At 74.9% G+C, this 20,673-nt stretch carries 19 protein-coding genes; 12 read left to right on the top strand and 7 right to left on the bottom strand.

The window, feature by feature from the left end; translation table 11 throughout:
* Window positions 1–149: 149 nt before the first annotated feature.
* Window positions 150–1,058 carry a LysR family transcriptional regulator gene (locus ACZ3YO_RS06715; protein WP_465565709.1) on the bottom strand — a complete coding sequence of 303 codons (909 nt, stop codon included), beginning with the start codon at window positions 1,056–1,058 and terminating at the stop codon, window positions 150–152.
* Between the two features lie 71 nt (window positions 1,059–1,129).
* On the opposite strand from ACZ3YO_RS06715, the gene ACZ3YO_RS06710 reads away from it, so the two are divergent.
* The gene (locus ACZ3YO_RS06710) at window positions 1,130–1,726 is read left to right on the top strand and encodes a maleylpyruvate isomerase family mycothiol-dependent enzyme (RefSeq protein ID WP_465565706.1); all 597 of its coding nucleotides are present in this window, start codon (window positions 1,130–1,132) and stop codon (window positions 1,724–1,726) included.
* Between the two features lie 114 nt (window positions 1,727–1,840).
* Here ACZ3YO_RS06710 and ACZ3YO_RS06705 read toward each other — a convergent pair whose 3' ends face one another.
* The 3 genes from ACZ3YO_RS06705 to ACZ3YO_RS06695 all read right to left on the bottom strand — a co-directional run bounded on the left by ACZ3YO_RS06705 (window position 1,841) and on the right by ACZ3YO_RS06695 (window position 4,506).
* A complete protein-coding gene (locus ACZ3YO_RS06705; protein WP_465565703.1) occupies window positions 1,841–2,641 on the bottom strand; it encodes a hypothetical protein in 801 nt (266 codons plus the stop codon).
* 94 nt (window positions 2,642–2,735) lie between these two features.
* Entirely contained in the window at window positions 2,736–3,503 is a 768-nt protein-coding gene (locus tag ACZ3YO_RS06700; RefSeq protein WP_465565700.1) for a dienelactone hydrolase family protein, read from the bottom strand.
* Between the two features lie 154 nt (window positions 3,504–3,657).
* On the bottom strand, window positions 3,658–4,506 hold the full coding sequence (locus ACZ3YO_RS06695) for an alpha/beta fold hydrolase (RefSeq protein ID WP_465565697.1): 849 nt from the start codon (window positions 4,504–4,506) through the stop codon (window positions 3,658–3,660).
* A 58-nt stretch (window positions 4,507–4,564) separates the two neighbouring features.
* Here ACZ3YO_RS06695 and ACZ3YO_RS06690 point away from each other — a divergent pair, with 58 nt between their 5' ends.
* Window positions 4,565–5,044 (top strand): MarR family winged helix-turn-helix transcriptional regulator, encoded by a 480-nt coding sequence (locus ACZ3YO_RS06690; RefSeq protein WP_465544704.1) that lies wholly within the window; start codon window positions 4,565–4,567, stop codon window positions 5,042–5,044.
* A 103-nt stretch (window positions 5,045–5,147) separates the two neighbouring features.
* Here ACZ3YO_RS06690 and ACZ3YO_RS06685 read toward each other — a convergent pair whose 3' ends face one another.
* Both ACZ3YO_RS06685 and ACZ3YO_RS06680 read right to left on the bottom strand, forming a co-directional pair.
* Window positions 5,148–5,549 (bottom strand): VOC family protein, encoded by a 402-nt coding sequence (locus ACZ3YO_RS06685; RefSeq protein ID WP_465565694.1) that lies wholly within the window; start codon window positions 5,547–5,549, stop codon window positions 5,148–5,150.
* Window positions 5,550–5,584: 35 nt separating this feature from the next.
* Window positions 5,585–6,490, bottom strand: a complete 906-nt coding sequence (locus ACZ3YO_RS06680; protein WP_465565691.1) for a (2Fe-2S)-binding protein — start codon at window positions 6,488–6,490, stop codon at window positions 5,585–5,587.
* A gap of 169 nt (window positions 6,491–6,659) precedes the next feature.
* Between ACZ3YO_RS06680 and ACZ3YO_RS06675 the strand changes: the two genes are divergently transcribed.
* The 10 genes from ACZ3YO_RS06675 (at window position 6,660) to ACZ3YO_RS06630 (ending at window position 19,324) form a co-directional block, all read left to right on the top strand.
* Window positions 6,660–7,661 (top strand): FecCD family ABC transporter permease, encoded by a 1,002-nt coding sequence (locus ACZ3YO_RS06675; RefSeq protein WP_465566294.1) that lies wholly within the window; start codon window positions 6,660–6,662, stop codon window positions 7,659–7,661.
* Window positions 7,658–8,701, top strand: a complete 1,044-nt coding sequence (locus ACZ3YO_RS06670; RefSeq protein WP_465565688.1) for a FecCD family ABC transporter permease — start codon at window positions 7,658–7,660, stop codon at window positions 8,699–8,701. The genes ACZ3YO_RS06675 and ACZ3YO_RS06670 overlap by 4 nt, the downstream gene beginning before the upstream one ends.
* Window positions 8,701–9,594: an ABC transporter ATP-binding protein gene (locus ACZ3YO_RS06665; RefSeq protein ID WP_465565685.1), complete on the top strand. Its 894-nt coding sequence runs from the start codon at window positions 8,701–8,703 to the stop codon at window positions 9,592–9,594. Before ACZ3YO_RS06670 ends, ACZ3YO_RS06665 begins: the two co-directional genes overlap by 1 nt.
* A 137-nt stretch (window positions 9,595–9,731) precedes the next feature.
* Complete coding sequence (locus tag ACZ3YO_RS06660) at window positions 9,732–10,745, top strand: ABC transporter substrate-binding protein (RefSeq protein ID WP_465565682.1); 1,014 nt, start codon at window positions 9,732–9,734, stop codon at window positions 10,743–10,745.
* Window positions 10,746–10,845: 100 nt separating this feature from the next.
* On the top strand, window positions 10,846–12,174 hold the full coding sequence (locus tag ACZ3YO_RS06655; protein WP_465566291.1) for an ATP-grasp domain-containing protein: 1,329 nt from the start codon (window positions 10,846–10,848) through the stop codon (window positions 12,172–12,174).
* A gap of 119 nt (window positions 12,175–12,293) precedes the next feature.
* Window positions 12,294–14,009: an IucA/IucC family protein gene (locus tag ACZ3YO_RS06650; protein ID WP_465566288.1), complete on the top strand. Its 1,716-nt coding sequence runs from the start codon at window positions 12,294–12,296 to the stop codon at window positions 14,007–14,009.
* Window positions 14,006–15,250, top strand: coding sequence for an MFS transporter (locus ACZ3YO_RS06645; RefSeq protein ID WP_465565679.1), 1,245 nt, complete (start codon window positions 14,006–14,008; stop codon window positions 15,248–15,250). Before ACZ3YO_RS06650 ends, ACZ3YO_RS06645 begins: the two co-directional genes overlap by 4 nt.
* Entirely contained in the window at window positions 15,247–17,016 is a 1,770-nt protein-coding gene (locus ACZ3YO_RS06640) for an IucA/IucC family protein (RefSeq protein ID WP_465565676.1), read from the top strand. Before ACZ3YO_RS06645 ends, ACZ3YO_RS06640 begins: the two co-directional genes overlap by 4 nt.
* The gene (locus ACZ3YO_RS06635; RefSeq protein WP_465565673.1) at window positions 17,013–18,263 is read left to right on the top strand and encodes a type III PLP-dependent enzyme; all 1,251 of its coding nucleotides are present in this window, start codon (window positions 17,013–17,015) and stop codon (window positions 18,261–18,263) included. The genes ACZ3YO_RS06640 and ACZ3YO_RS06635 overlap by 4 nt, the downstream gene beginning before the upstream one ends.
* Before the next feature lie 263 nt (window positions 18,264–18,526).
* The gene (locus ACZ3YO_RS06630; RefSeq protein WP_465566286.1) at window positions 18,527–19,324 is read left to right on the top strand and encodes an inositol monophosphatase family protein; all 798 of its coding nucleotides are present in this window, start codon (window positions 18,527–18,529) and stop codon (window positions 19,322–19,324) included.
* Between the two features lie 161 nt (window positions 19,325–19,485).
* On the opposite strand, the gene ACZ3YO_RS06625 is transcribed toward ACZ3YO_RS06630, so the two are convergent.
* A complete protein-coding gene (locus tag ACZ3YO_RS06625) occupies window positions 19,486–20,673 on the bottom strand; it encodes a cytochrome P450 (RefSeq protein WP_465565670.1) in 1,188 nt (395 codons plus the stop codon).

Raw genomic sequence — 20,673 nt, 5'->3', positions numbered from 1 at the left:
TCCGGTCCCGGAACGTCCGCGAGGGGACACCGCCGGCCCCGGAGGGCCGTCGTACGACGATCCGTCCATGTCCGTGATCGCTCGCACGGAAGGCGCCTTCGACGTCGAAACCGACCCCGGCCGGCACGGCGTAGCGGCCCGGAGCGCGCTCAGCCCGCCCCCACCGCCGGGAACGCCTGGCGCAACCTGGCCAGCAGTTCCCGCGCCGCCGGGCGGGGCGGGCCGTCGGTCTGCCAGGCGAGGGCGATGCGGCCGCGGGGCGCCGGGTCGGTGAGCCGCCGGGTTTCGAGGCCCAGGGCGGCGGCGTACTCGGCGGGGAGGTCCGGCAGTACCGCCACCCCGAGGCCCCGGGAGGCGAGTTGGGCGAGGAGGGCCGGCGACGACGCCTCGAAGGCGATGCGCGGCCGGATGCCGGCCCGGGCGCAGGCGCGTTCGAGGGCAACGCGCAGGCCCGTGCCGCGCGGGAGGCTGATCAGGGGGCGGTCGGCGAGGGCGGCCACGGGGAGGCGGTCGGCGGCGAGGAGTGGGTCGCCGGCGGCGGTGGCGGCGACCAGCGGGGTGTCCACCACCACCTGGAACTCGATTCCCGCTGGCGGCTGTCGATCCGCCACCCCGGCGATCGCGATGTCCAACTCGCCGCGGCGCAGGGCGGCGAGCATCTGCTCGGAGGTGGATTCGCTCAGCGAGATCTCGACGCCGGGGTGGTCGCGGTGGAAGCCGGCGAGGAGTTCGGCGACCGCGAACTCCTCCGTCGCCGCCCCCGACACCAGCCCGATCGCGACCTGCCCGCGCACCAGACCCGCGTACTCGTCGGCCGTCTGCCGGATGCCCTCGACCGCCGCGAGCACCGCCCGGACGTACGGCAGGACGGCCTCGCCCACCTCGGTCGTGGTGACCGTCCGGCCCGAACGGTCGAGCAACTGATGACCCAGCTCCCGCTCCAGTTGCCGGATCTGGGCGCTCACGCCGGGCTGGGCGAGGTGCAGACGTGCCGCGGCCCGGGTGAAGTTGGCCTCCTCGACCACGGCCGTCAGGTACTGCAACTGACGAAGCTCCATAACCAGGGATGCTAGCGATCAGAAGATCCAGCTCTTGGACTGATGACGCGGGCCCGGGCAGGCTGGTGATCATGGGAAGCAGCACCGCATCGACCGTCCGGGCCGCCATCGCCGCCGAGCGCCGCGAACTCGCCGACGTCCTCGACAGCCTCACCGACGCGCAGTGGGACGCCCCCTCGCTCTGCGCCGGCTGGCGCGTGCGCGAGGTGGCCGCGCACATGAGCCTGGGGTTCCGCTACTCACTCCCCCGCACCGCGCTCGAACTCGCCCGGGCGCGCGGCAGCCTGCACCGGATGACGGACCGCACCGCCCGGCGCGACGCCGCCGCGCTCGGGCCGCGCGAACTCGCCGACGCCCTGCGGGAGAACGCCGATCACCCGTGGACGCCGCCGGTCGGCGGGTTCACGGCCGCGCTCGGGCACGACGTCGTCCACGGCCTGGACATCACCGTCCCGCTTGGCCTCGACCGCCGGGTGCCCGCCGACCGCCTGCGCCTCCTCCTGGACGCCGTCACCCCGCGCAGCCTCCGCTTCTTCGGCGCGCAGCTGGGCGGGGTGGAGCTGCGCGCCACCGACCTCGACTGGTCCTACGGCAGCGGCGGCCGCACGGTGGCCCGGCCGGCCCGTGAGCTGCTCCTGCTCGCCTACGGGCGGAAGTTGGCAGCCTGACCCGGGGCCCGACGGGCGGGTGCCGCACGGGCAGGCTGCGGGCCGTCGGGATTCGGTCTGCGAGGCGTCGGGCTCAGTGAGCCGGACGGGACCGCCGCCCCAACGAACGGAAGATCATCTCAGTGCCAGGACCGGGCGGACGGAGAGGCCCTCGAAGAGGCGCTCACCCTCGGGGCCGTGCACGAACTCGGCCATGAAGGGGTTGCGGTTGGCGGTGGCCAGGGGCAGCCAGCCCAGCAGGTGCCCGTAGCCGCCGCAGACCGACTCGCCGCCGTCCCCGCCGTGGACGGCCGTGACGTCGCTGCTCAGCTCGGTACGGTAGGTGTCGTAGGCGATGCGCAGTCCGAAGGCGTTCGGCTGCTCGTGCGGGCCGCCGGCGTCCCCGTACGGGATGCGGTCGAGCGGGCAGTCGTTGCCCCAGCGGAAGAGGGTGGAGGCGCCGGCGCCGCAGGCGTGCTCCCACTCGTCGGCGGTCGGCAGCCGCAGGCCGCGGTCGGCGAGGGCGGCGGGCAGGCCGGCGGGAGGCTCGGTCAGCTCCTCGTCCGTGACCGCCATCAGCACCGTCGGGAGGGTCACGACACGGCGAGGGCTGAGCAGTTGGGCGAGGTGCTCCCGCAGGTCGGCGCCGAAGCCGAAGCCCTCCGACAGGCTCTGCGCGTAGTCGGCGGTCTGCTCGGGCGTGGGCTCCCAGGCGTCCAGGCCGAAGCCGAGCGTCACCCGGCCGCCGGGCACCAGCGCGAACTCCTCACCGTCCCGGTCGATCCGGACGCGGTGGAGCGGCGCGCCGAGGTGGTCGACGGTCTCCACCGCGGCCACCCGGCCGCCCACACCGTCGGCAGCCGCCCGGGCGACGCCTCGGGCGGCGGGGAGGTCGTAGGAGCGCCACTGATCGAGGGTGAGGTCGGCGAGGGACATGGGCAGGAGTCTGCTACGGGCCACTGACACGGCCGCCCCGCCGAGAAGCAGGACGTCCACCCGAACAGCCTTCTGTTTCTCGGCCGCCCCGGCGTCAGAACGTGCGCTTCAGCAGGGCGAGCAGCGCGTCCCAGTGACGGGCGGCCGCCTCCGGATGGTAGGCGGCGGTGTCGGCCTGGGTGAAGCCGTGCGACGCGCCCTCGTAGACCTCGCAGGTGTGGCGGACACCGGCCTCCGTCAGGGCCTCGGCCAGGCGGTCTATCTGGTCGGCCGGGAGCGACGGGTCCTGGTCGGCGTGCCCGAAGTACAGCTCCGCCGTGACCTTGCCCGCGACCAGGTGGGGGCTGTCCTCCTCGTCGGTGGCGAGCATGCCGCCGTGGAAGCCCGCCGCCGCCGCGACCCGGTCGGGGTAGGCCCCCGCGGTGCGCAGCGCGAGCTGGGCGCCGAGGCAGTAGCCGGTGATGCCGACCGGCCCGTCGGTCGTCAGCGGCGATTCGGCGAGCCAGTCCAGGTACGCGCCGGCGTCGCGGACGGCCAGCTCGGCGGTGAGCGAGTCCATGATCGGGCCGAGGCGCTCGAACAGGGTCGGGTCGGCGGCCGGGTTGATCAGCTCCGGCGGTTCGGGCAGCGCGACGACCGGCGCGCGGCCGTGCCGGAAGAACACGTTGGGCACCAGCACCGTGTAGCCCTCGGCGGCGAGCCGCTCGGCCAGCGACTCCAGGAACGGGCGGAGTCCGAAGGCGTTCATGTAGAGCAGCACGGCGGGGTGCGCGCGGCCGTCGTCCGGGTGGGCCAGGTAGGCGTCGGCGATGCCGTCCGCCGCCGGGATGTCCACGCTCGTACCACGCACGGCAATCGTCACGGTCGGGTCTCCTCGGTGCTGCTGGGCGGTTGGGACGGCCGGGCGGGCGGGAGGTCGGCGCATCCGGCCCGGAGATTATCGACGCCCGGGTGCGGCCCGTCCACGCAATTCCCGCCGCGGCCCGGGCCGGGCGCAGCCGCCCGCGTGGCGCGGACTAGCCGCGGGCGACGGCGCGCAGGAACGACGTCAGGTGCGCGTTGAACTCCTCCGGCCGCTCCATGTTGGGGTAGTGCGCGGTGCCGTCGAGCTCGACGGTGCGCCCGTCGGGGACGGTCGCGATGAGCCGGGCGGGCATGGCCAGGTGGTCGGCGCTGTCGAGCGCGCCGTTGATCGCGAGGACGGGAACGGCGATGGTGGCCGCGCGGGCCCAGGTGCCGGTGACGGGCACCCGGTGGTCCGGCTCGTCGGCGGTGTGCTTGAGGAGCGTGCCGAGGGCCATGGCGCGCTGGAGTTCCAGCACGTCGCGGTCGACGTCGGCGGTCGAACGGTGCGGTCCGGGAAGGAACTTGAGGAAGGCGTCGGCCCAGCCGTCGACGTCGCCGGCGGCCAGCGCCCGGCTCCATTCGGCCAACACGCCGAGGGTCCAGGGGTCCTGGAAGTCGGGCTCGCTGGTGCCCGCCCCGCTGACCACCAACGCGCCGACCAGGTCCGGGTGTTCGAGGGCCGTGTCGACGGCGATGCCCGCGCCCATCGAGACACCGACGAGCGGGACGGGCCCGGTGCCGAGGTGGCGCAGCAGGGCGGCGAGGTCGTCACAGGGGCGGAACGGGCGGGTGGCGTTGGCGGACTTGCCGTGACCGCGGACATCCGGCGCGATGACCCGGTACTCCGGGGCGAGGGCGGCCAGCTGGGCGTCCCACATGCGGTGGTCCAGGAAGCCGCCGTGCAGCAGGACCACCGGCCGGCCGGTCCCGGCGTCCCGGTAGGCGAGTTCGCCGTCGTCGGTCGTGAACGACGAGAGGTGGGTGACAGCGGCGTCAGGTGATCCAGCGGCGTCAGTCATGACAACCAAGGTGCCATCCTGCCCGGAGAATGGCAACCAGGGTGTCATGATGGTGCCCATGCAGGAACACCCGCTGGAACCCGACGAACTCGCCCACCGCCTCACCGAGGTGTTCGACCTGGTGGGCCCGCTCTACCGCCGGGTGCTGCGCAAGGTCGAGCAGGCCGCACCCGCCGAAGGCCTCTCGGTCGGCGTGCGGGCCGTGCTGAACCTGCTGGGCGAGCACGGCCCGATGACCGTCCCGCAGATGGGCCGCGCGCAGGCACTGAGCCGGCAGTTCGTGCAGCGGATGGTGAACGAGGCGGCGGCCGACCGGCTCGTCGAGGCCGTCCCCAACCCGGCCCACCGGCGCTCCTCGCTGATCCGGCTCACCGACGACGGGCGGGCCGCCATCGCCGCCGTGACCACGCGCGAGCACGCGCTGATGCGCCAGGTCGGCGGCGGCCTCACCGACGCCGAAGTGACCGCCTGCGTGAAGGTGCTCGGCGAGATGCTCGCACTCTTCGACGATGTGGATGTGGACGGGCGGCTGGACTGAACTCCGGGCGGACGGCCCACCGGCCGGACGATCAGGCGCCGGCCGGGCGGGCACTCGGGATGAACGGGAGGTCGGGCACTCCGACACCCGGGCCGTCAGGCAGTCAGGCGGCCCAGGTGCGGGTGCAGAGCACCAGGCGGTAGCCGTCCGGGTCGCTGACGGTGACGCCGAACTCGTCCCAGTACGGGTTGTGGGCGGGGACGCGGGTGCCGCCGGCGGCCTCCAGCCGGGCGACGAGGGCCTCGTCCACGGGCGCGCCCAGGTAGAGGACGAAGAGGTCGTCGACGGTCGGGGCCGGCTCGACGGGGTGGCCGGGGTCGCGGGTGAGCTCGAAGTGCCAACTGCCGCTGGGGAAGCCGACCATGAGCAGGTCGTGCTCACCGGGAACGTGCTCGGTGGTGCGCCAGAGCACGGAGAGGCCGAGGCCGTCGACGTAGAAGCGCTCGGCGGCGGCGAGGTCCCTGGAGGGGCGGGCGACCCGGACGTGGGCGGTGGAGTCGATCATGCGACCGATCGTACCGGTCGTGATGTGAGCAGGCGTCAGAGCCGCTGCAGGCGCTCCTCGTCGGGCGTCCGGGGGCAGGTGACGCAGGCGGAGTCGGGGCGGATCGCGTAGTAGAGGCAGCAGCCGAGGCGGGTCCGGGTGGGGTGGCTCCGGCCGTCCGGGCCGCACAGCGTGCGGAAGGCGGCGGCCCCGAGGAGGGGCTGGGTGCCACCCGGGAGGACGGCCCCGGCGGCGGCGACCGCCTCGGCCTCCCCGGCGGCGACGGCCTCCCCGGCTCCGGCGGCACCGGCAGCACTGGCAACACCGGCAGCACCGCCGGCGGGCGCGGTGACGCCGGCCCGCGCATCGAGCATCCGGCCCAGGTACCAGATCGCGGAGGCCAGGTCGTCCGTGACCATGCCCCAGAGCGCCCGGGTGCCACGGCGGGTGGGGGCGGCGAAGGCGGTGAGCAGCGGTTCGACGTGGGTGACGACGGCGGCGCGCAGTTCGGCACGGAGTTCGTCCTCGCCCGGGAGCGTGACGTGGGCGCGCGGGCGCAGGGCGAGGTCGCCGGTGGGGGCGTGCAGCCAGAGGTCCGATCCGTCGATCACGGGGACGCGGCGGGCGAGGTGCCAGGGTCCGGCGGTCAGGACGCAGACCGACCACAGGTAGTGGTGCAGCAGCCGGGACGCGGCGACGTGCGGGCGCGGGGCGGTGCCGTGCTCGGCGGCGACCGGGGCGATCCGGGCCGCCTCGCCGGCCAGCGCGGCCTCCAGGGCCGTGGGGTCCGCGGCCAGTTCGGCGGCGGAGTACCAGCCCTGAGCACGCGTCGGGGACGGTTCGCCGTCCGCGATCAGCGTGACCTGCAAGACGGGGCAGAGGTCCAGCAGCCGCCGGTAGTCCACCCGGAGAGGAGAGGGGCTCCGGCCGGTGGCGGGCATGGGCGCAGGTCCCAAGATCATCGGCACTCCCGAGATCGGATAAGGTGAGGCTCACCTTATAGGCACCCGGAGGCCGCTTCGACTGTGCCACCCCCGCCTGGGTCACCCCCGGACGGATTTGACGAACTTAGGTTTGCCTAACCTAATATCTCGTCTCGTGTTCACCACCGACCCACCGGCCACCACGGCCCTGGCCCCGCCTCGGACCTCGGCGCTCCGGCGGCCCCTGCTGCTGGCCGCCGGAGCCACCGCGCTCGTGCTGTGCGCCGCGCTGAGCCTCGCGCTCGGCTCCCGCGCCATCCCGCTCTCCACCGTGCTCGACGCCCTCACCGGATCCGGATCCGGTGGCGATGCCGACGTGGTGACGGGCCTTCGGGTCCCCCGGACGATCACCGGCCTGGTGCTCGGCGCGGCCCTCGGCGTCGCCGGGGCGGTCGCCCAGGGCGTCACCCGCAACCCGCTCGCCTCGCCGATCACCCTCGGGATCAACGCGGGCGCGAGCTTCGCCGTCGTCGCCGCGATCTACACCTTCGGGCTCACCCGGCCGGTCGAGTACGTCTGGTTCGCCTTCGCCGGCGCGGCCGTCGCCGCCGTGGCCGCGTACGCGATGTCCCGGCGCGGCGGGGATCTCGACCCCGTCCGGCTGGCACTCGGCGGCACCGTGCTCACCGTGGTCCTCACCTCGTGGACGTCGGCGTTGATGCTGGCCAGTCACCGCACCCTGGACGAGGCCCGGTTCTGGCTGGCCGGCTCGATCGCCGGGCGCCACCTGGACACCCTGACGCCCGTCCTGCCGTTCCTCGTCCTCGGCCTGGTCGGTGCGTTCGCCGTCGCCCCCGCACTCAACGCGCTGGCACTCGGCGACGAGGCCGCGCAGTCGCTCGGCGTGCCGGTGGCCCGGATCCGGGTGCTCGGAGGGCTGGCCGTCGTGCTCCTGGCGGGCGGCGCGGTCGCCGTCGCCGGGCCGGTCGCCTTCATCGGGCTGGCCGCGCCGCACCTCGTCCGGCCGCTCCTCGGCAACGACCACCGATGGCTGCTGCCCGGCTGCCTGATCGCCGGTCCGGTGCTGCTGCTCGCCGCCGACGTGCTGGGGCGTGTGGTGGCCCGGCCGTCCGAGATCGAGGTCGGCATCGTGACCGCCTTCCTCGGCGCGCCGCTGCTCGCGGTGCTGGCCCGGAAGGTGGCCCGATGAGCGTCCTCACCCCGAACCCCCCGGCGGGCACCACCATGGCCCGGCGCCGGGCCAGGACCGCCGCCTGGTCGCTGGTGGCCGCCGCGCTGCTCGTCCTGCTGACCGGCGTCGCACTCGGCACCGGCCAGGTGAAGATGTCCGTCTGGGACGCACTGCGCGCCCTGGCCGGGCTCGGCGACGCCGGAAACGTGCTGGTGGTGCAGGAGTTCCGCGCACCCCGCGTGGTCTCGGCCCTGATCGCCGGCGCCGGGCTGGCGGTGGCCGGCTCGATGCTGCAGCGGCTCTTCCGCAACCCGCTGGCCTCCCCCGACACCATCGGCGTCACCGGCGGCGCCTCCTTCGGCGCGGTGCTGATGCTCGCCACCGGCGCCTCGCAGGAGCTGATCCCGCTCGCCGCGCTCGGCGGCGGTCTGCTGGCCGCACTGCTGCTCGGCGGGTTCGCCTGGCGCTCGCGGATGGCCGTGACCCGGCTGGTGCTGGTCGGCCTGGCGGTCCAGCAGGGCCTGGCCGCCGCCGTGAACCTGATGATCGTGCGGTTCCCGGCCGAGCTGGCCTCCTCCGCGATGCAGTGGACCACCGGCTCGCTCTACGGCCGGGACTGGACCGAGGTCCGGATCGGCGGCGCCGCCATCGCACTCACCGCGCTCGCCGCGCTGCTCGCCCAGCGGCGCGTCGCCGTGCTCGACCTCGGTGACGACTCGGCCGGCGGGCTCGGCCTCGACCCGGGCCGCGACCGGGTGCTGCTCCTGCTGCTCACCATCACACTGGCCTCGCTCGCCGCCGCCCTCACCGGACCGGTCGCCTTCGTCGCCCTCGCCGTGCCGCACCTGGTCCGGCTGCTCGCCGGCCCGCCCACCCTCGGCACGCTCGGCCTCACCGCCCTCACCGGCGCCGTGCTGCTGCTCTCCTCCGACCTGCTCGTGCTCCACGTGATCCCCGTCCACGGCCTGCCGGTCGGTGCCGTCACCGCCACGCTCGGCGCGCCCTGGCTCCTGGTGCTGATGATCCGCCAGGGCCGGCTTCCCCAGAGGAGCAGCTGATGACCGCCGACCCCACCAGCACCGCCGACCCCACCAGCACCGCTGACCCCACCACCGCCGCCGTCGGGACCGCCGGCACGCCGGCCAACCGCCTGGCCGCCCACGGACTGCACCTGCACTACGGCAACCGGGTGATCGTGGACGGGCTGGACCTGGAACTTCCCGGCGGCGCCGTCACCGCGATCGTCGGCCCCAACGCCTGCGGCAAGTCCACCCTGCTGCGCGGCCTCGTCCGGCTGCTCGACCCCGCCGCGGGCACCGTCACCCTGGACGGCTCCGACATCCACCGGATGCCCGCCCGGACACTCGCCAAGCGGATGGGACTGCTGCCCCAGCAGCCGGTCACCCCCGAGGCGATCACCGTCGAGTCGCTGGTCCGGCTCGGCCGCTTCCCGCACCAGCGGATGCTCAGCCCATGGTCCAAGGCCGATCAGGCGGCCGTCGAGGACGCACTCGCCCGAACCGGCACCGCCGAGCTGCGCGACCAGCAGGTCGACCGGCTCTCCGGCGGTCAGCGCCAACGCGCCTGGATCGCGCTCGCCCTCGCCCAGGACACCGACCTGCTGCTGCTCGACGAGCCGACCACCTTCCTCGACCTCCGGCACCAGCTGGACGTCCTCGACCTGGTCTCCGACCTGCACGCCGAGGCCGGGCGCACCGTCGTCATGGTGCTGCACGACCTCGGGCAGGCCGCCCGGTACGCCGACCACCTGGTCGTGCTCAAGGACGGCCGCCTCGCCGCCGCCGGGGCACCCGCCGAGGTGCTGACGGCCGAACTGGTGGAGGAGGTCTTCCAGGTGCCCTGCCTGGTCGTGCCCGACCCGGAGACCGGCACGCCGCTGGTCGTGCCGCGAGCCCGGACCAGGCCGCGCACCGCCGCCGTCACCAGCTGACGGCCCCCGTCCTCCGGCCGCCCGCGCACACCCGCGGGCCGCCCCCGCCCTGCCCGGATCCGTCCGGCGGCGCCCGGATCCGTCCGGGCACCCGCCGGACGCGTCCGACCACCCCGCCCCCGAGACAAGGAACCGCCTTGAACCGCTCCAGCCGCGCCCGCAGGCTCCCCGTCGCCGTCCTCGCCGTCGCGCTCTCCACCACCCTGCTCGCCGCGTGCGGCAGCAACGGTGACACCAAGGACGCCGCCGAGCCGGCCGGCGACTCCGCCGCGTCCGCCGGGTCCGCCGCCGTCTTCCCCCGCAGCGTGAGCCACGCCGCGGGCACCGCCCAGATCAAGGCCCAGCCCAAGCGCGTCGTGGTCCTGGACAGCGGCGAGCTGGACGACGTCACCCTGCTGGGCATCACGCCGGTCGGCGCGGTCTCCCCGCACATGAAGACCGAGGGCGGGTTCCCGAACTACCTCAAGGACAAGACCAAGGACACCAAGGACGTCGGCCCGATGAACGAGCCGAACCTGGAACTGATCGCCTCCCTCAAGCCCGACCTGATCCTCTCCTCGAAGGTCCGGCACGCCAAGGTCTACGACAAGCTCAACGCCATCGCGCCGACCGTGCTCGCCGAGACCACCGGCTTCCCGTGGAAGGAGAACCTCGCCCTCTACGCGCAGGCGCTCGGCAAGGAGGCCGAGGCCAAGAAGGCGCTCGCCGACTACGAGGCCCGCGCCGCCAAGCTGGGCGAGGCGATCAAGGCCAAGAACGGCGGCAAGGAGCCGACCGCCTCGGTCGTCCGCTTCGTGGCCGGCCCGACCCGCCTGTACGCCAAGTCGTCCTACAGCGGCGTCGTGCTGAAGGACGTCGGCCTGGCCCGCCCGGCCTCCCAGGACGTGGACCAGAACATCATCGAGGTCAGCGCCGAGCAGATCAACCAGGCCGACGCCGACCTGGTCTTCGTCACCGTCGCCGACGACCCGACCAAGACCAAGGAGAGCGAGGTCCAGGGCACCCCGGTCTGGCAGGGCCTGAACGCCGTCAAGAACGGCAAGGTCTTCAACGTGCCGGACGAGACCTGGATGTCCGGCATCGGCGTCCAGGCCGCCGACGCCATGCTCGGCGACATCGCCAAGGCCGCGGGCGTCGACGCGCCCAAGTAGCAGCCGGCCAGTACCCGTTGACGTTCGGGGGCGGGCCATGCGGAGCCCGCCCCCGGGGACCGCCCCGCTCCCCCACCCCATGGAGAGGACCCGCGCCGACATGCGGCTCTACCTGCTCGCCCTCAACCCCACCGACTCCGTCACCCAGGGGTTCCTGCCGGCCGCCGCCCGGCTCGGGCTCGATGTCACGGTGCTCACCGACCACGCCGAACCCCACCGACGTGCCTACGCCGAGCTGGAGTCCGCGCCGGAGGTGGTGGAGTGCGACGTCCGGGACTTCCGTGAGGTGATCGGACTGATCACCCGGCACCACACCCCCCGGCCCGACGCCGGCCGGGCCGCCGGTCCCGTCGCCGGTGCCGCCCGAGCCGTCGCCATCGCCGACACCGGAGCGGACACCGACACCTGCGCCGGCCGGGCCGCGGGTGCGCCGTTCGCCGTGTTCAGCAACAGCGACCACCTGCAGACCCAGACCGCCCTCGTCGCCGGGTACTTCGGGCTGCCGGCCAAGGACTGGAAGGCCGCGCTGCGGGCCAAGAACAAGGGCGAGCTGCGCCGCCACCTCGCCGCCGCCGGCGTGGACACCGTCCGCTCGGTCGAGCTCGACCCCGGACAGGACCCGTCCCTGCTGGGGGACGCGAACCTTCCGTACCCGGTCGTGGTGAAGCCGCGTGAGGGCGTCGCCAGCGAGGACGTCTCGCTGGTCGCCGACGCCGACGAGCTGGTGCTGCGCTGCAAGGAGATCCAGCACCGGCGGCCCGGCGCCGCGCTGGTCGTCGAGGAGTTCCTGGACGGGCAGCTGTGCACCCTGGAGACGCTCGGCGACGGGCGGCGCCGCCACGTCCTCGGCGGCTTCCGGACCAGGCTCTCCCCGCCCCCGCACTTCATCGAGGAGGTGCTGGAGTTCGTCCCCGCCCACCCGGCCGCGGTGGTCGAGCAGGTGCTCGCCCAGCTCGACGCGATCGGCGTCGGACTCGGCGCCTGCCACACCGAGTTCGTCGTCCAGCCGGACGGCCGCGCCCGGATCATCGAGGTCAACTACCGCGCCATCGGCGACCAGTGCGACCTCATGCTCGCCGAGATCCTCGGCATACCGCTGTTCGAGCACATCCTCGCCGCCCACCTCGGCCGCGAACTGCCCGCCGACCTCGCCGAGCGCTGCGCCGCCACCCCGCTGCGCGCCCGCAACGAGGTGGTCTGCGCCGACCGCGCCGGCACCCTCACCGCCGCCCCCGGCCCGTACGACGAGGAGCGCGACGGCGTCCGGCTCGCCTACCGGCCGCTGCGCCCGCTCGGCGAACGGCACGAGCACTACCGCACCAACCGGGACTACCTGGGCGTGATCTGGGCCGTCGGCCCCGAGCAGACCACCGTGGACGCCGCCGTCGCCCGCTTCGTCGCGGCCAACCGCTGGGAGATCACGCCGTGACCACGTCTGCCGACAGGGCTCCTGCCACCTCCGCCACTCCCGGAGACTCCGCCACGTCCGAGCGTTCCGGCGCCGCTGCCGCGCCCGAGCGGTCCGCAGCCCCCGCCGCGTCCGACGCCCTGGCACTCCGGGTGCTCTCCGCCCTGCTGCGCGAGGACGTACTCGGGCTGCGCACCCGCAGCACGGCCGAGGACCGGCCGGACGGCCGCTGGCTCGTCCTCGCGGACGCCCGCCTGGCGCTGCCCGTCGACGCCGACGGCTTCCAGAGCGAGTACGCCGCCCGGCTGCCGCTGCTGGAGCTGGACGGCGCCCGGCTCGACGGCCTGGACACCGTCGTGACCGCCCTGGCCGGCCTCGCCGAGGCGCAGGACCGGCCCGGCTGGACGGCCTTCGCCGAGGAGTGCCGGCAGACCCTCGCCACCATGGAGCTGCACGACCGCGCCCGGGCCGGGGTGCACGCCGCGCTCACCGACCTGTACGGCACGGACCCGGCACACTGGACCGGCCCCGCCGCCGCCCTCGGCCACGACACCCTCGCCGCCTACCTCGACCACCCGGTCTACCCGACCGCGCGCGGCCGGTCCGGCCTCACCGACGCGCAACTGCGCTCCTACGCACCGGAGTTCCACCCGTCCTTCGAGTTGCGCTGGCTCGCCGTCCCCGCCGGGGAGCTGACCACCCACGGCGACCGGCCGCTGCCCGGCTGGTGGCCCACCCCGAGCCGGCTCGGCCTCGGCCTCCCGGGCGGCGACGCGGCCTGGGCCACCCTGCCGGTCCACCCGCTCACCGTCGGCGCACCACTGGCCGAGGCCCTGGACGCCTCCGGCCTGGCGGGCCGCGCCGTACTCGCCGACCGGCCGTACCTCACCGCGCTGCCCACCCTCTCCATGCGGACCGTGGCCGTCGCCGACGACCCCGTCCACCACCTCAAACTCCCGCTCGCCACCGCCACCCTGGGCCGGCTCAACCGCCGCACCATCAAGCCCGGCACGCTGCTCGACGGCGCCGCCGGCCAGCGGCTGATCGAGGCCGTGCTGAAGCGCGAACCGCGCTTCGCCGGCCGGATCCTGCACGCCGACGAGCAGAGCTGGGCACACGCCGGGCACGAGCTGCTCGCCGTGCTGCTCCGCCGCTACCCCGCCCAGCCCGGCGGATCCGTCACGGTGCCGCTGGCCGCCCTGCTGGCCCCGGCCCCCGGCGGGCGCCTGGTGATCGACCACCTCGCCGACCGCTTCCACGGCGGTGACCCCGTCGCCCTCTTCGACGCCCTGCTGGAGCTGCTGCTCGACTGGCAGACCACCCTCTTCGGCTACGGCATCGCCCTGGAGTCCCACCAGCAGAACACCTCCCTGGTGCTGGACGAGGACGGCGGCCTGCGCCTGCTCTACAAGGACGACGACGGGCCGCGCGTCCACACCGCCCGGCTCGCCGCCACACTCGGCGAACTCGCCCCAGGACGCGACGAGTTCGACGACGCCAGGATCTTCGGCGACGACGACCGGCCGCTGACCGACCTGTTCACCACCATCACCGGCCACCTCTGCACCGGCGCCCTCGCCTTCGGCCTGGCCGCGCACGGCCGCGGCGAACTCGCCGACCTGCTCGCCCTGTTGCGCAAGCGACTGGCCGAGGCCGTCGACCGGACCGGACCGGCCGGCGAACCCCTGCGCGCCGCGCTGCTGGACGCCGAACGGCTGCCGGTCAAGGCCATGGTCACGGCCGGGACCCTGCTCACGAAGCAGCGCTCGGGCGCCGCGGACATCAACAAGCACTACACCGACGGCCCCAACTATCTGCTGCCGCCCGTCTCCTCCCCCCGGGGAAGGCTCCGATGACGGTCGACGCGCTCGCCGCGCACCCCGGGAGCGGCACCGCCCGCACCGGCGGGCTCGGCCGGCGCCAGGTGCACGCGGTGGCCGCCTGCTACTTCGTCGCCTCCTTCGCCGCGCTCGGCCTGCCGCCGTACCTGACCGCCATCCTGCCCACGCTCGGTGACCCCCAGGGCCGGTGGGCCGGCGTGCTCTACATCGTGCCGACGGTGTTCAGCGGCCTCGGCGCCCCGCTCTGGGGGCGGCTCGCCGACCGGTTCGGCCGCAAGCGGCTGCTGCTCCGCGCCCAACTCGGGCTCGCCGTCTCATTCCTGCTGGCCGGCGCCGCCGACAGCCTGCCCGCCTTCACCCTCGCCCTCGTCCTCCAGGGCTTCCTCGGCGGTACCTTCGCCGCCACCAACGGCTACCTCGCCGCCGCGCTCGACGGTTCGCAGCTGTCCCGGGCGCTCACCCTGATGCAGGGCAGCGCGCGGGCCGCGCTGGTCGCCGCGCCGATCCTGGTCGGCGTGCTCTCGCCGTGGATCGACCCGCACCGGCAGTACCTGCTGATGGCGGCCCTGCCGCTGGCGGCCGCCGTCCTGCTCTCGCTGCTGCCGGAACCGGCCCGGCCGGTCCGGACGGGCCAGGAGGAGGACCCGTCCGGCGACGGGCCGCCCGCCGCGGGCGCCGAGCCGGCCGGGCGGGCGCCGCTCGCCGTGCTCTACACCTTCGAGTTCGCCTTCGTCTTCGCGACCGTGATCTCCTTCCCCTATCTGATATCCCTGGCGCAGGAGCGGCTGCCCGGCGTCTCCGGGACCACGACCGGCATACTGTTCGCGATGCCCCACCTGTGCTACCTGGCCTTCGCCGCCCGCACCCACACCGCCTTCCTCACCCGCCCGCACACCGGCATCGCGCTCGGCTTCGGCTTCGTCGCGCTGGGCCTGGCCGGGCACGCCGTCGCCCACTCGCTGCCGGCCTTCGTCGCCGTCCGGCTGCTGCTCGGCGCCGGGCTCACACTCGGCCTGGTCTGCCTCTCGGTGCTGGCCGCCGAGGCCGCCCGCGGCCGGGCACCGGGCCGGATGTTCGGCACCCTCGAACTCATCTCCAAGGGCGGCGCCGTGGCCGCCGGCGCCGTCGCGGCGCTGGCCAACGGCCGGTTCGGCGCCGCCTCCCCCGTGCTGGCCGGCACCGCCGCCGCACTGCTGGCCGCCGCCGCGGCCGCACTGCTCGCCGTCCCCTCCCGCAAGCGTTGGAGTCACCGATGACCCACGAACTCCCCACCGCCGACCACGCGGTGGCCCACACCCTGCTCAACTGCCTGCTGCGCGAGGTCTCCGCGCCCGAGCACCAGACCGCCGTCACCGACGGCCGCCTGCTGCTGCGCCTCCCGCGGCGCGGCGCCCTGCTCCGGATCGCGCTGCGCCGCACCTCACTGCTCGGCGCACACCGTTTCACCGGTCCGGTGCAGGAGGAACGGGGCGACGGCTGGGCCGAGTTGGACTGGCGGACGCTGGCCGGGTACGTCCGGGACGAACTGGAGCTGCGCACCGGGACGGTGAACGAGGAGTTCCTCGGCCAGCTGACGTCAAGTCACGAGGTCGTCCGGAACGCCCTCGAAGGCCGCCCGGCACCCGGCGCGGACCGCTACCTGGAGTCCGAGCAGGCCCTGCTCTTCGGCCACCGGTTCCACCCCGCGCCCAAGTCCCGCTCCGCCGAGCGCGGCGACTGGCAGTCGTACGCGCCGGAGTCGCGCGCGGCGTTCCGGCTGCGGTACCTGGCCGTTCGGGAGCAGCTGATCGCCGAGGGCTCGGCGGACCGGGCGGCGACCGGGCTCCTCGACGGGCTGCTGGACGGCCTGCCGGACGGCGCGCACGAGGTGCCGGACGGCTACCGGCTGCTGCCCGCCCACCCCTGGCAGTACCAACTGCTCACCGACCACCCGCTGCTGCGCGGTGCGCTGGAGCGCGGCGACATCCTGGACCTCGGCCCCGGCGGCGAGCCGTTCACCGCCACCGCCTCGGTTCGCACCCTGTACGGCGCGGGCGCGTTCCTGAAGTTCAGCCTCAACGTGCGCATCACCAACTGCCTCCGCAAGAACGCCGCCTACGAGCTGACCGGCGCCGTCGCCCTGACCCGGCTGCTCGCTCCCGCGCTGGCCGACCTCGCCGAGCGGTTCCCCGACGCCGCGATGCTGCGCGAACCGGCCTTCCGCACGCTCGCCCTGCCCGGCGCGGACGGCCTCCCGGACCGCGCCCTCTACGAGGGGTTCGGCCTGATCGTCCGCGAGGGCTTCGCGGGCGTCCTGCGCCCCGGCGTCACCCCGCTGCTGGCCGCCGCCGTCGCCGACGAGCACCCGACCAGCTCCGCCCACGTCTCCGCACTGCTCGGGCCGGACGCGACCGCGCAGGACGCCCTGGACTGGTGGACGGCCTACCTGCGGCTGCTCGTGCCGCCGGTGCTCGCGGCCTACTTCGACCACGGCGTGGTGCTGGAACCGCATCTGCAGAACGTGCTGATCGGCGTGGACGCGGCCGGGTGGCCGGCCCAGGTGCTCTTCCGCGACCTGGAGGGCACCAAGCTCGTCCCGGACCAGAACACCGCCCTGCTCGCCGCACTGCCGCCCGAGGTGGCCGGCCCGATGGCCTACGACGCCGAGCGCGGCTGGGACCGCGTGGTCTACTGCCTGCTGGTCAACCACGTGGCCGAGCTGCTGGCCGCCCTCGCCGACCTCCACCCGGAGGCGGAGGGCGCGCTCTGGGAGGCCGTCCGGCGTGTCCTGGAGGAGTACGCCGCCTCCCACGGCCGCCCGCCCAGGCTGCGCGCCCTGCTCGCCGGGGTGCCACTGCCCGCCAAGGCCAACCTGCTGACCCGCTGGGAGCGCCGCCCGGACCGCGAGGCCGGCTACGTCCGGCTGCCGTCCCCGCTCGCCCGCACCGTCCTCGCGGAGGCCGCGCACCTGCCGGCGCGGGGCGTGCGGAGGCCGGCCCCGCGGACGCCGGCCCCGCGGACGCCGGCCTGGAGTGCCCGATGACCGCCCCCGACCGTGTGGAGGAGACCCCGATGACCGACGCCGTCCGCCGGCACGTCGCCGCACTGGCACCGGACGCCCTGCCCGCCTTTGTCTACGACCTCGCGGCGCTGCGCGCGCACGCCGCCGCCGTCCGGGCCGCGCTGCCCGCGCGCGTCGAGCTGTACTACGCCGCCAAGGCCAACCCCGACGCGCCCGTGCTGACCGCGCTGCGGGGCGCGGTCGACGGCTACGAGGTCTCCAGCGGCGGCGAGTTGGCGCACGTCCGGGAGGCCGTACCGGGCGCACCGCTGGCCTTCGGCGGGCCCGGCAAGACGCCCGCCGAGATCGCGGCCGCCGTGGACGCCGGGGTGCACCGCTGGCACGTGGAGAGCGAACAGGAGCTGCACCGGCTCGCCGCCGTCCTGACCGACGACCGGCCGCAGGCCTCCGTGGACGTGCTGCTGCGGGTCAACCTCCCGGTGGGCTCGGGCGCGCTGGACACGGTGGCACTCGCGATGGGCGGCCGGCCGACCCCGTTCGGCCTGGACCCGGACCGCGCCGAGGCCTGCGCCCGCCTGCTGACCGATCCGCTCGGCCCCTTCGCCCCGCTCCGCCCGCGGCTGCGACTGCGCGGCGTGCACGCGCACCTGGCCAGCGGGCTGGCGGCGGCCGAGCAACTGACCCTCGCCGAGCAGATCGTCGGCTGGGCGGCCCGGCTGGCGGAACGGCACGCGTTCACGCTGGACGAGGTCAACGTGGGCGGTGGCATGGCCGTCGACTACGACGACCCCGGGGCGCGCTTCGACTGGGCGGAGTTCGGCGAGGGCCTGGGCAAGCTGCTCGACCGGCACCCCGGCCTGACCCTGCGGATCGAACCGGGCCGCGCCCTGACCGCCTACTGCGGCTGGTACGCCACCGAGGTGCTGGACGTGAAGCAGAGCCACGGCGAGGACTTCGCGGTGGTCCGCGGCGGCACCCACCACCTGCGCACCCCGGCCACCCGCGGCCACGACCAGCCCTTCGCCGTGCTGCCGGTCGACGCCTGGCCGCACCCCTGGCCGCGCCCCTCGGTCACCACCGGCCGCGCCACCCTGGCCGGCCAGCTCTGCACCCCGAAGGACGTCCTCGCCCGCGCCGCGACGAGCGCGGACGGCCTCCGGACGGCGGACCGGGTGCTCTTCGCGATGGCGGGCGCGTACGGGTGGAACATCTCGCACCACGACTTCCTGATGCACCCCCGGCCGGGGTTCCACTACCTGGGCGGGTGACGGCTGGCGGCTCGCAGCTCACGGTTCAGGGGCGGCGGCCCACGGCTCACGGCTGGCGGCTCACGGCTGGCGGACGGCGGACGGCGGACGGCGGACGGCGGACGGCGGACGGACAATCTTCAGCCGACAGATTTTGAACGCCGTCACCCGGTCGACCACCGGCAGCCGTCGCCCGCCCCTCCCCCGCCCGAGGGGGCTGCCGCAGGTCACCGCCGCACAAGCGTGCGAGAGTGGTAGCCAGCGAAGGGAGCGCGCACGTGCTGATGGACAGGGTGGCCGAGATCCTCGCCGAGGCGTCGGCCGAGGTGGTGGAGCCGCGGTTCCGGGCGCTTGCCGCCGGCGAGGTGATGGAGAAGGCCCCCGGCGAGGTGGTCACCATCGCCGACCGCGAGGCCGAGGTGATCATCGAGCGGCGGCTGCGCGAGCTGCTTCCCGTCCCGGTGGTCGGCGAGGAGGCCGTCGCCGCCGACCCCGGGCTCGCCCGGGCACTCCACTCCGAGCCGGCCGTCTGGCTGGTCGACCCGGTGGACGGGACGTCCAACTTCATCGCCGGCCGCCCCGAGTACGCCGTGATGGCCTCCCTGGTCCGCTCGGGCCAGACCGTCGCCGCCTGGATCTGGCAGCCCGCCACCGCCACCGGCTACACCGCCGAGCTGGGCTCCGGCGCCTGGCGCAACGGCCACCGCCTCACCCGGACGCCCGCGCCCGGCGAACCCGCCAAGTGGTGCGGCTCCGTCAAGAGCCGCTTCCTGGAGCCGGACCGGCGCCGGCAGGTGGAGGCCAACGCCACGGCGTTCGGCGAGGTCACCCCCGGCCGGCACGCCGCCGGGATCGAGTACCCGGACGTCGCCGAGGGCGCCCTCGACTTCATCCTCTACTGGCGCACCCTCCCCTGGGACCACGCCCCCGGCTCACTGCTGGTCGCCGAGGCCGGCGGCGTCTCCGCCCGCCTGGACGGCAGCCCCTACCGGCCGGAGGCGCCGGGCGGCGAGGACGGCCTGCTGGTCGCCGCCGACCCGGAGTGCTGGGAGCGCACCCGCGACATCCTGCTCGGCCGGTAGGCCCTCCCGGCACCGCCCTCGCCCCTGCGGGGCCCCGGTCTCAGGCCCCCACCTCCAACCTCACCGGAAGGCGGGTCCTCCCACCTGCCGGCCGGCCTCAGCCGTCGCCGGTCACCTGGCGCAGGTCCCACCTGCCGACGGGCCACAGCCGCCGGCCGGTCTCACCAGACGACCGGCAGCCGCTCCGGCAGCCGCTTGATGAACCCCGGCCGCCAGGCCAGCTGCTCGACCGGCAGGGCGAGCCGCAGGCCCGGCAGCCGCTCGACCAGCGCCGTGATCGCGATCTCGGCATGGGTGCGGCCGAGCGCCGAGGCCGGGCAGAAGTGGCGGCCCCCACCGAAGGCCAGGTGCGGGTTGTCGGCCCGGCCGAAGTCGATCTTCTCCGGATCCGGGAAGACCGCCGGGTCGTAGTTGGCACCCTCGATCAGGACGAGCACCAGCTCGCCCTGCTTCACCTCCACCTCGCCGAGCCGCACATCCGCCAGCGCGATCCGGGGCAGTGCGTCGCCGATCGACAGGTTGACCCGGAGCAGCTCGTCCACCGCGCGGCCGATCAGCGCGGGTTCCCGCCGCAGCCGCTCGGCCAGTGCGGGCTGCCGGGCCAGGTAGATGATCGCGTGCAGCAGGAACGAGGACGTCGAGACGGCACCCGCGCCGAACAGCGACAGCGCGACGGTGGCCAGCAGCTCGTCACCGACCTGGTCCGAGACCTCGGGCGAGCGGCGCAGCTCGGCGAACCGGCCGAGCAGGCCGTCCTTGGGCTCCGGGTCGGCGTTGAGCCGGTCCAGCATGTAGCCGAGGTCCTTGTACCAGTTGGCCGCCGCGCCCTCGAACGGCACCGGGCTGGTGAGGAAGGCGACATCGATGCCGGCCATCAGCCGCCGCCAGTCGTCGGTGGGGATGCCCAGCAACCGGCAGTGCAGGGCGGCGGAGTAGGGGTCGGTGAAGCCGTCCCGCAGTTCGCCGGGGGCACCCTGGTCGACCAGCGCGTCGATCAGCCGGTGCGCCTCGGCCTGCAGCCAGCCGTCCAACTCCCGGTCGGCGCGCGGCGAGAGGGTCTTCATGACGGCGTTGCGCAGGCCGGCGCTGTTGATGTTGCCCATGTTGTTGACCACCTCGGGCGGGATGGTCAGCGCGTACTGGCGGGGGACGCCCGGGTTTGCGGTGTCCTTGAGGCTGAACCGCTCGTCCTCCAGTACCTGCTTGGCCAGCTCGTAGCTGCTGACCAGCCAGGCGGGGTCGCCGGTCATCGTGCGGACCCGGGCGACGGGCCGCTCCTCGCGGAGCCGTCGCGCCTCCTCGGGAAGGACGTCGCCTCTGCGGGAGAGCGGGAAGGTCAGGTCGGTCAC

The sequence above is a fragment of the Kitasatospora sp. NPDC022785 genome (assembly GCF_055561295.1).
The sequence above is the reverse complement of the archived record's forward strand: the minus strand, read 5'-3'. Positions and strand labels throughout refer to the sequence as shown.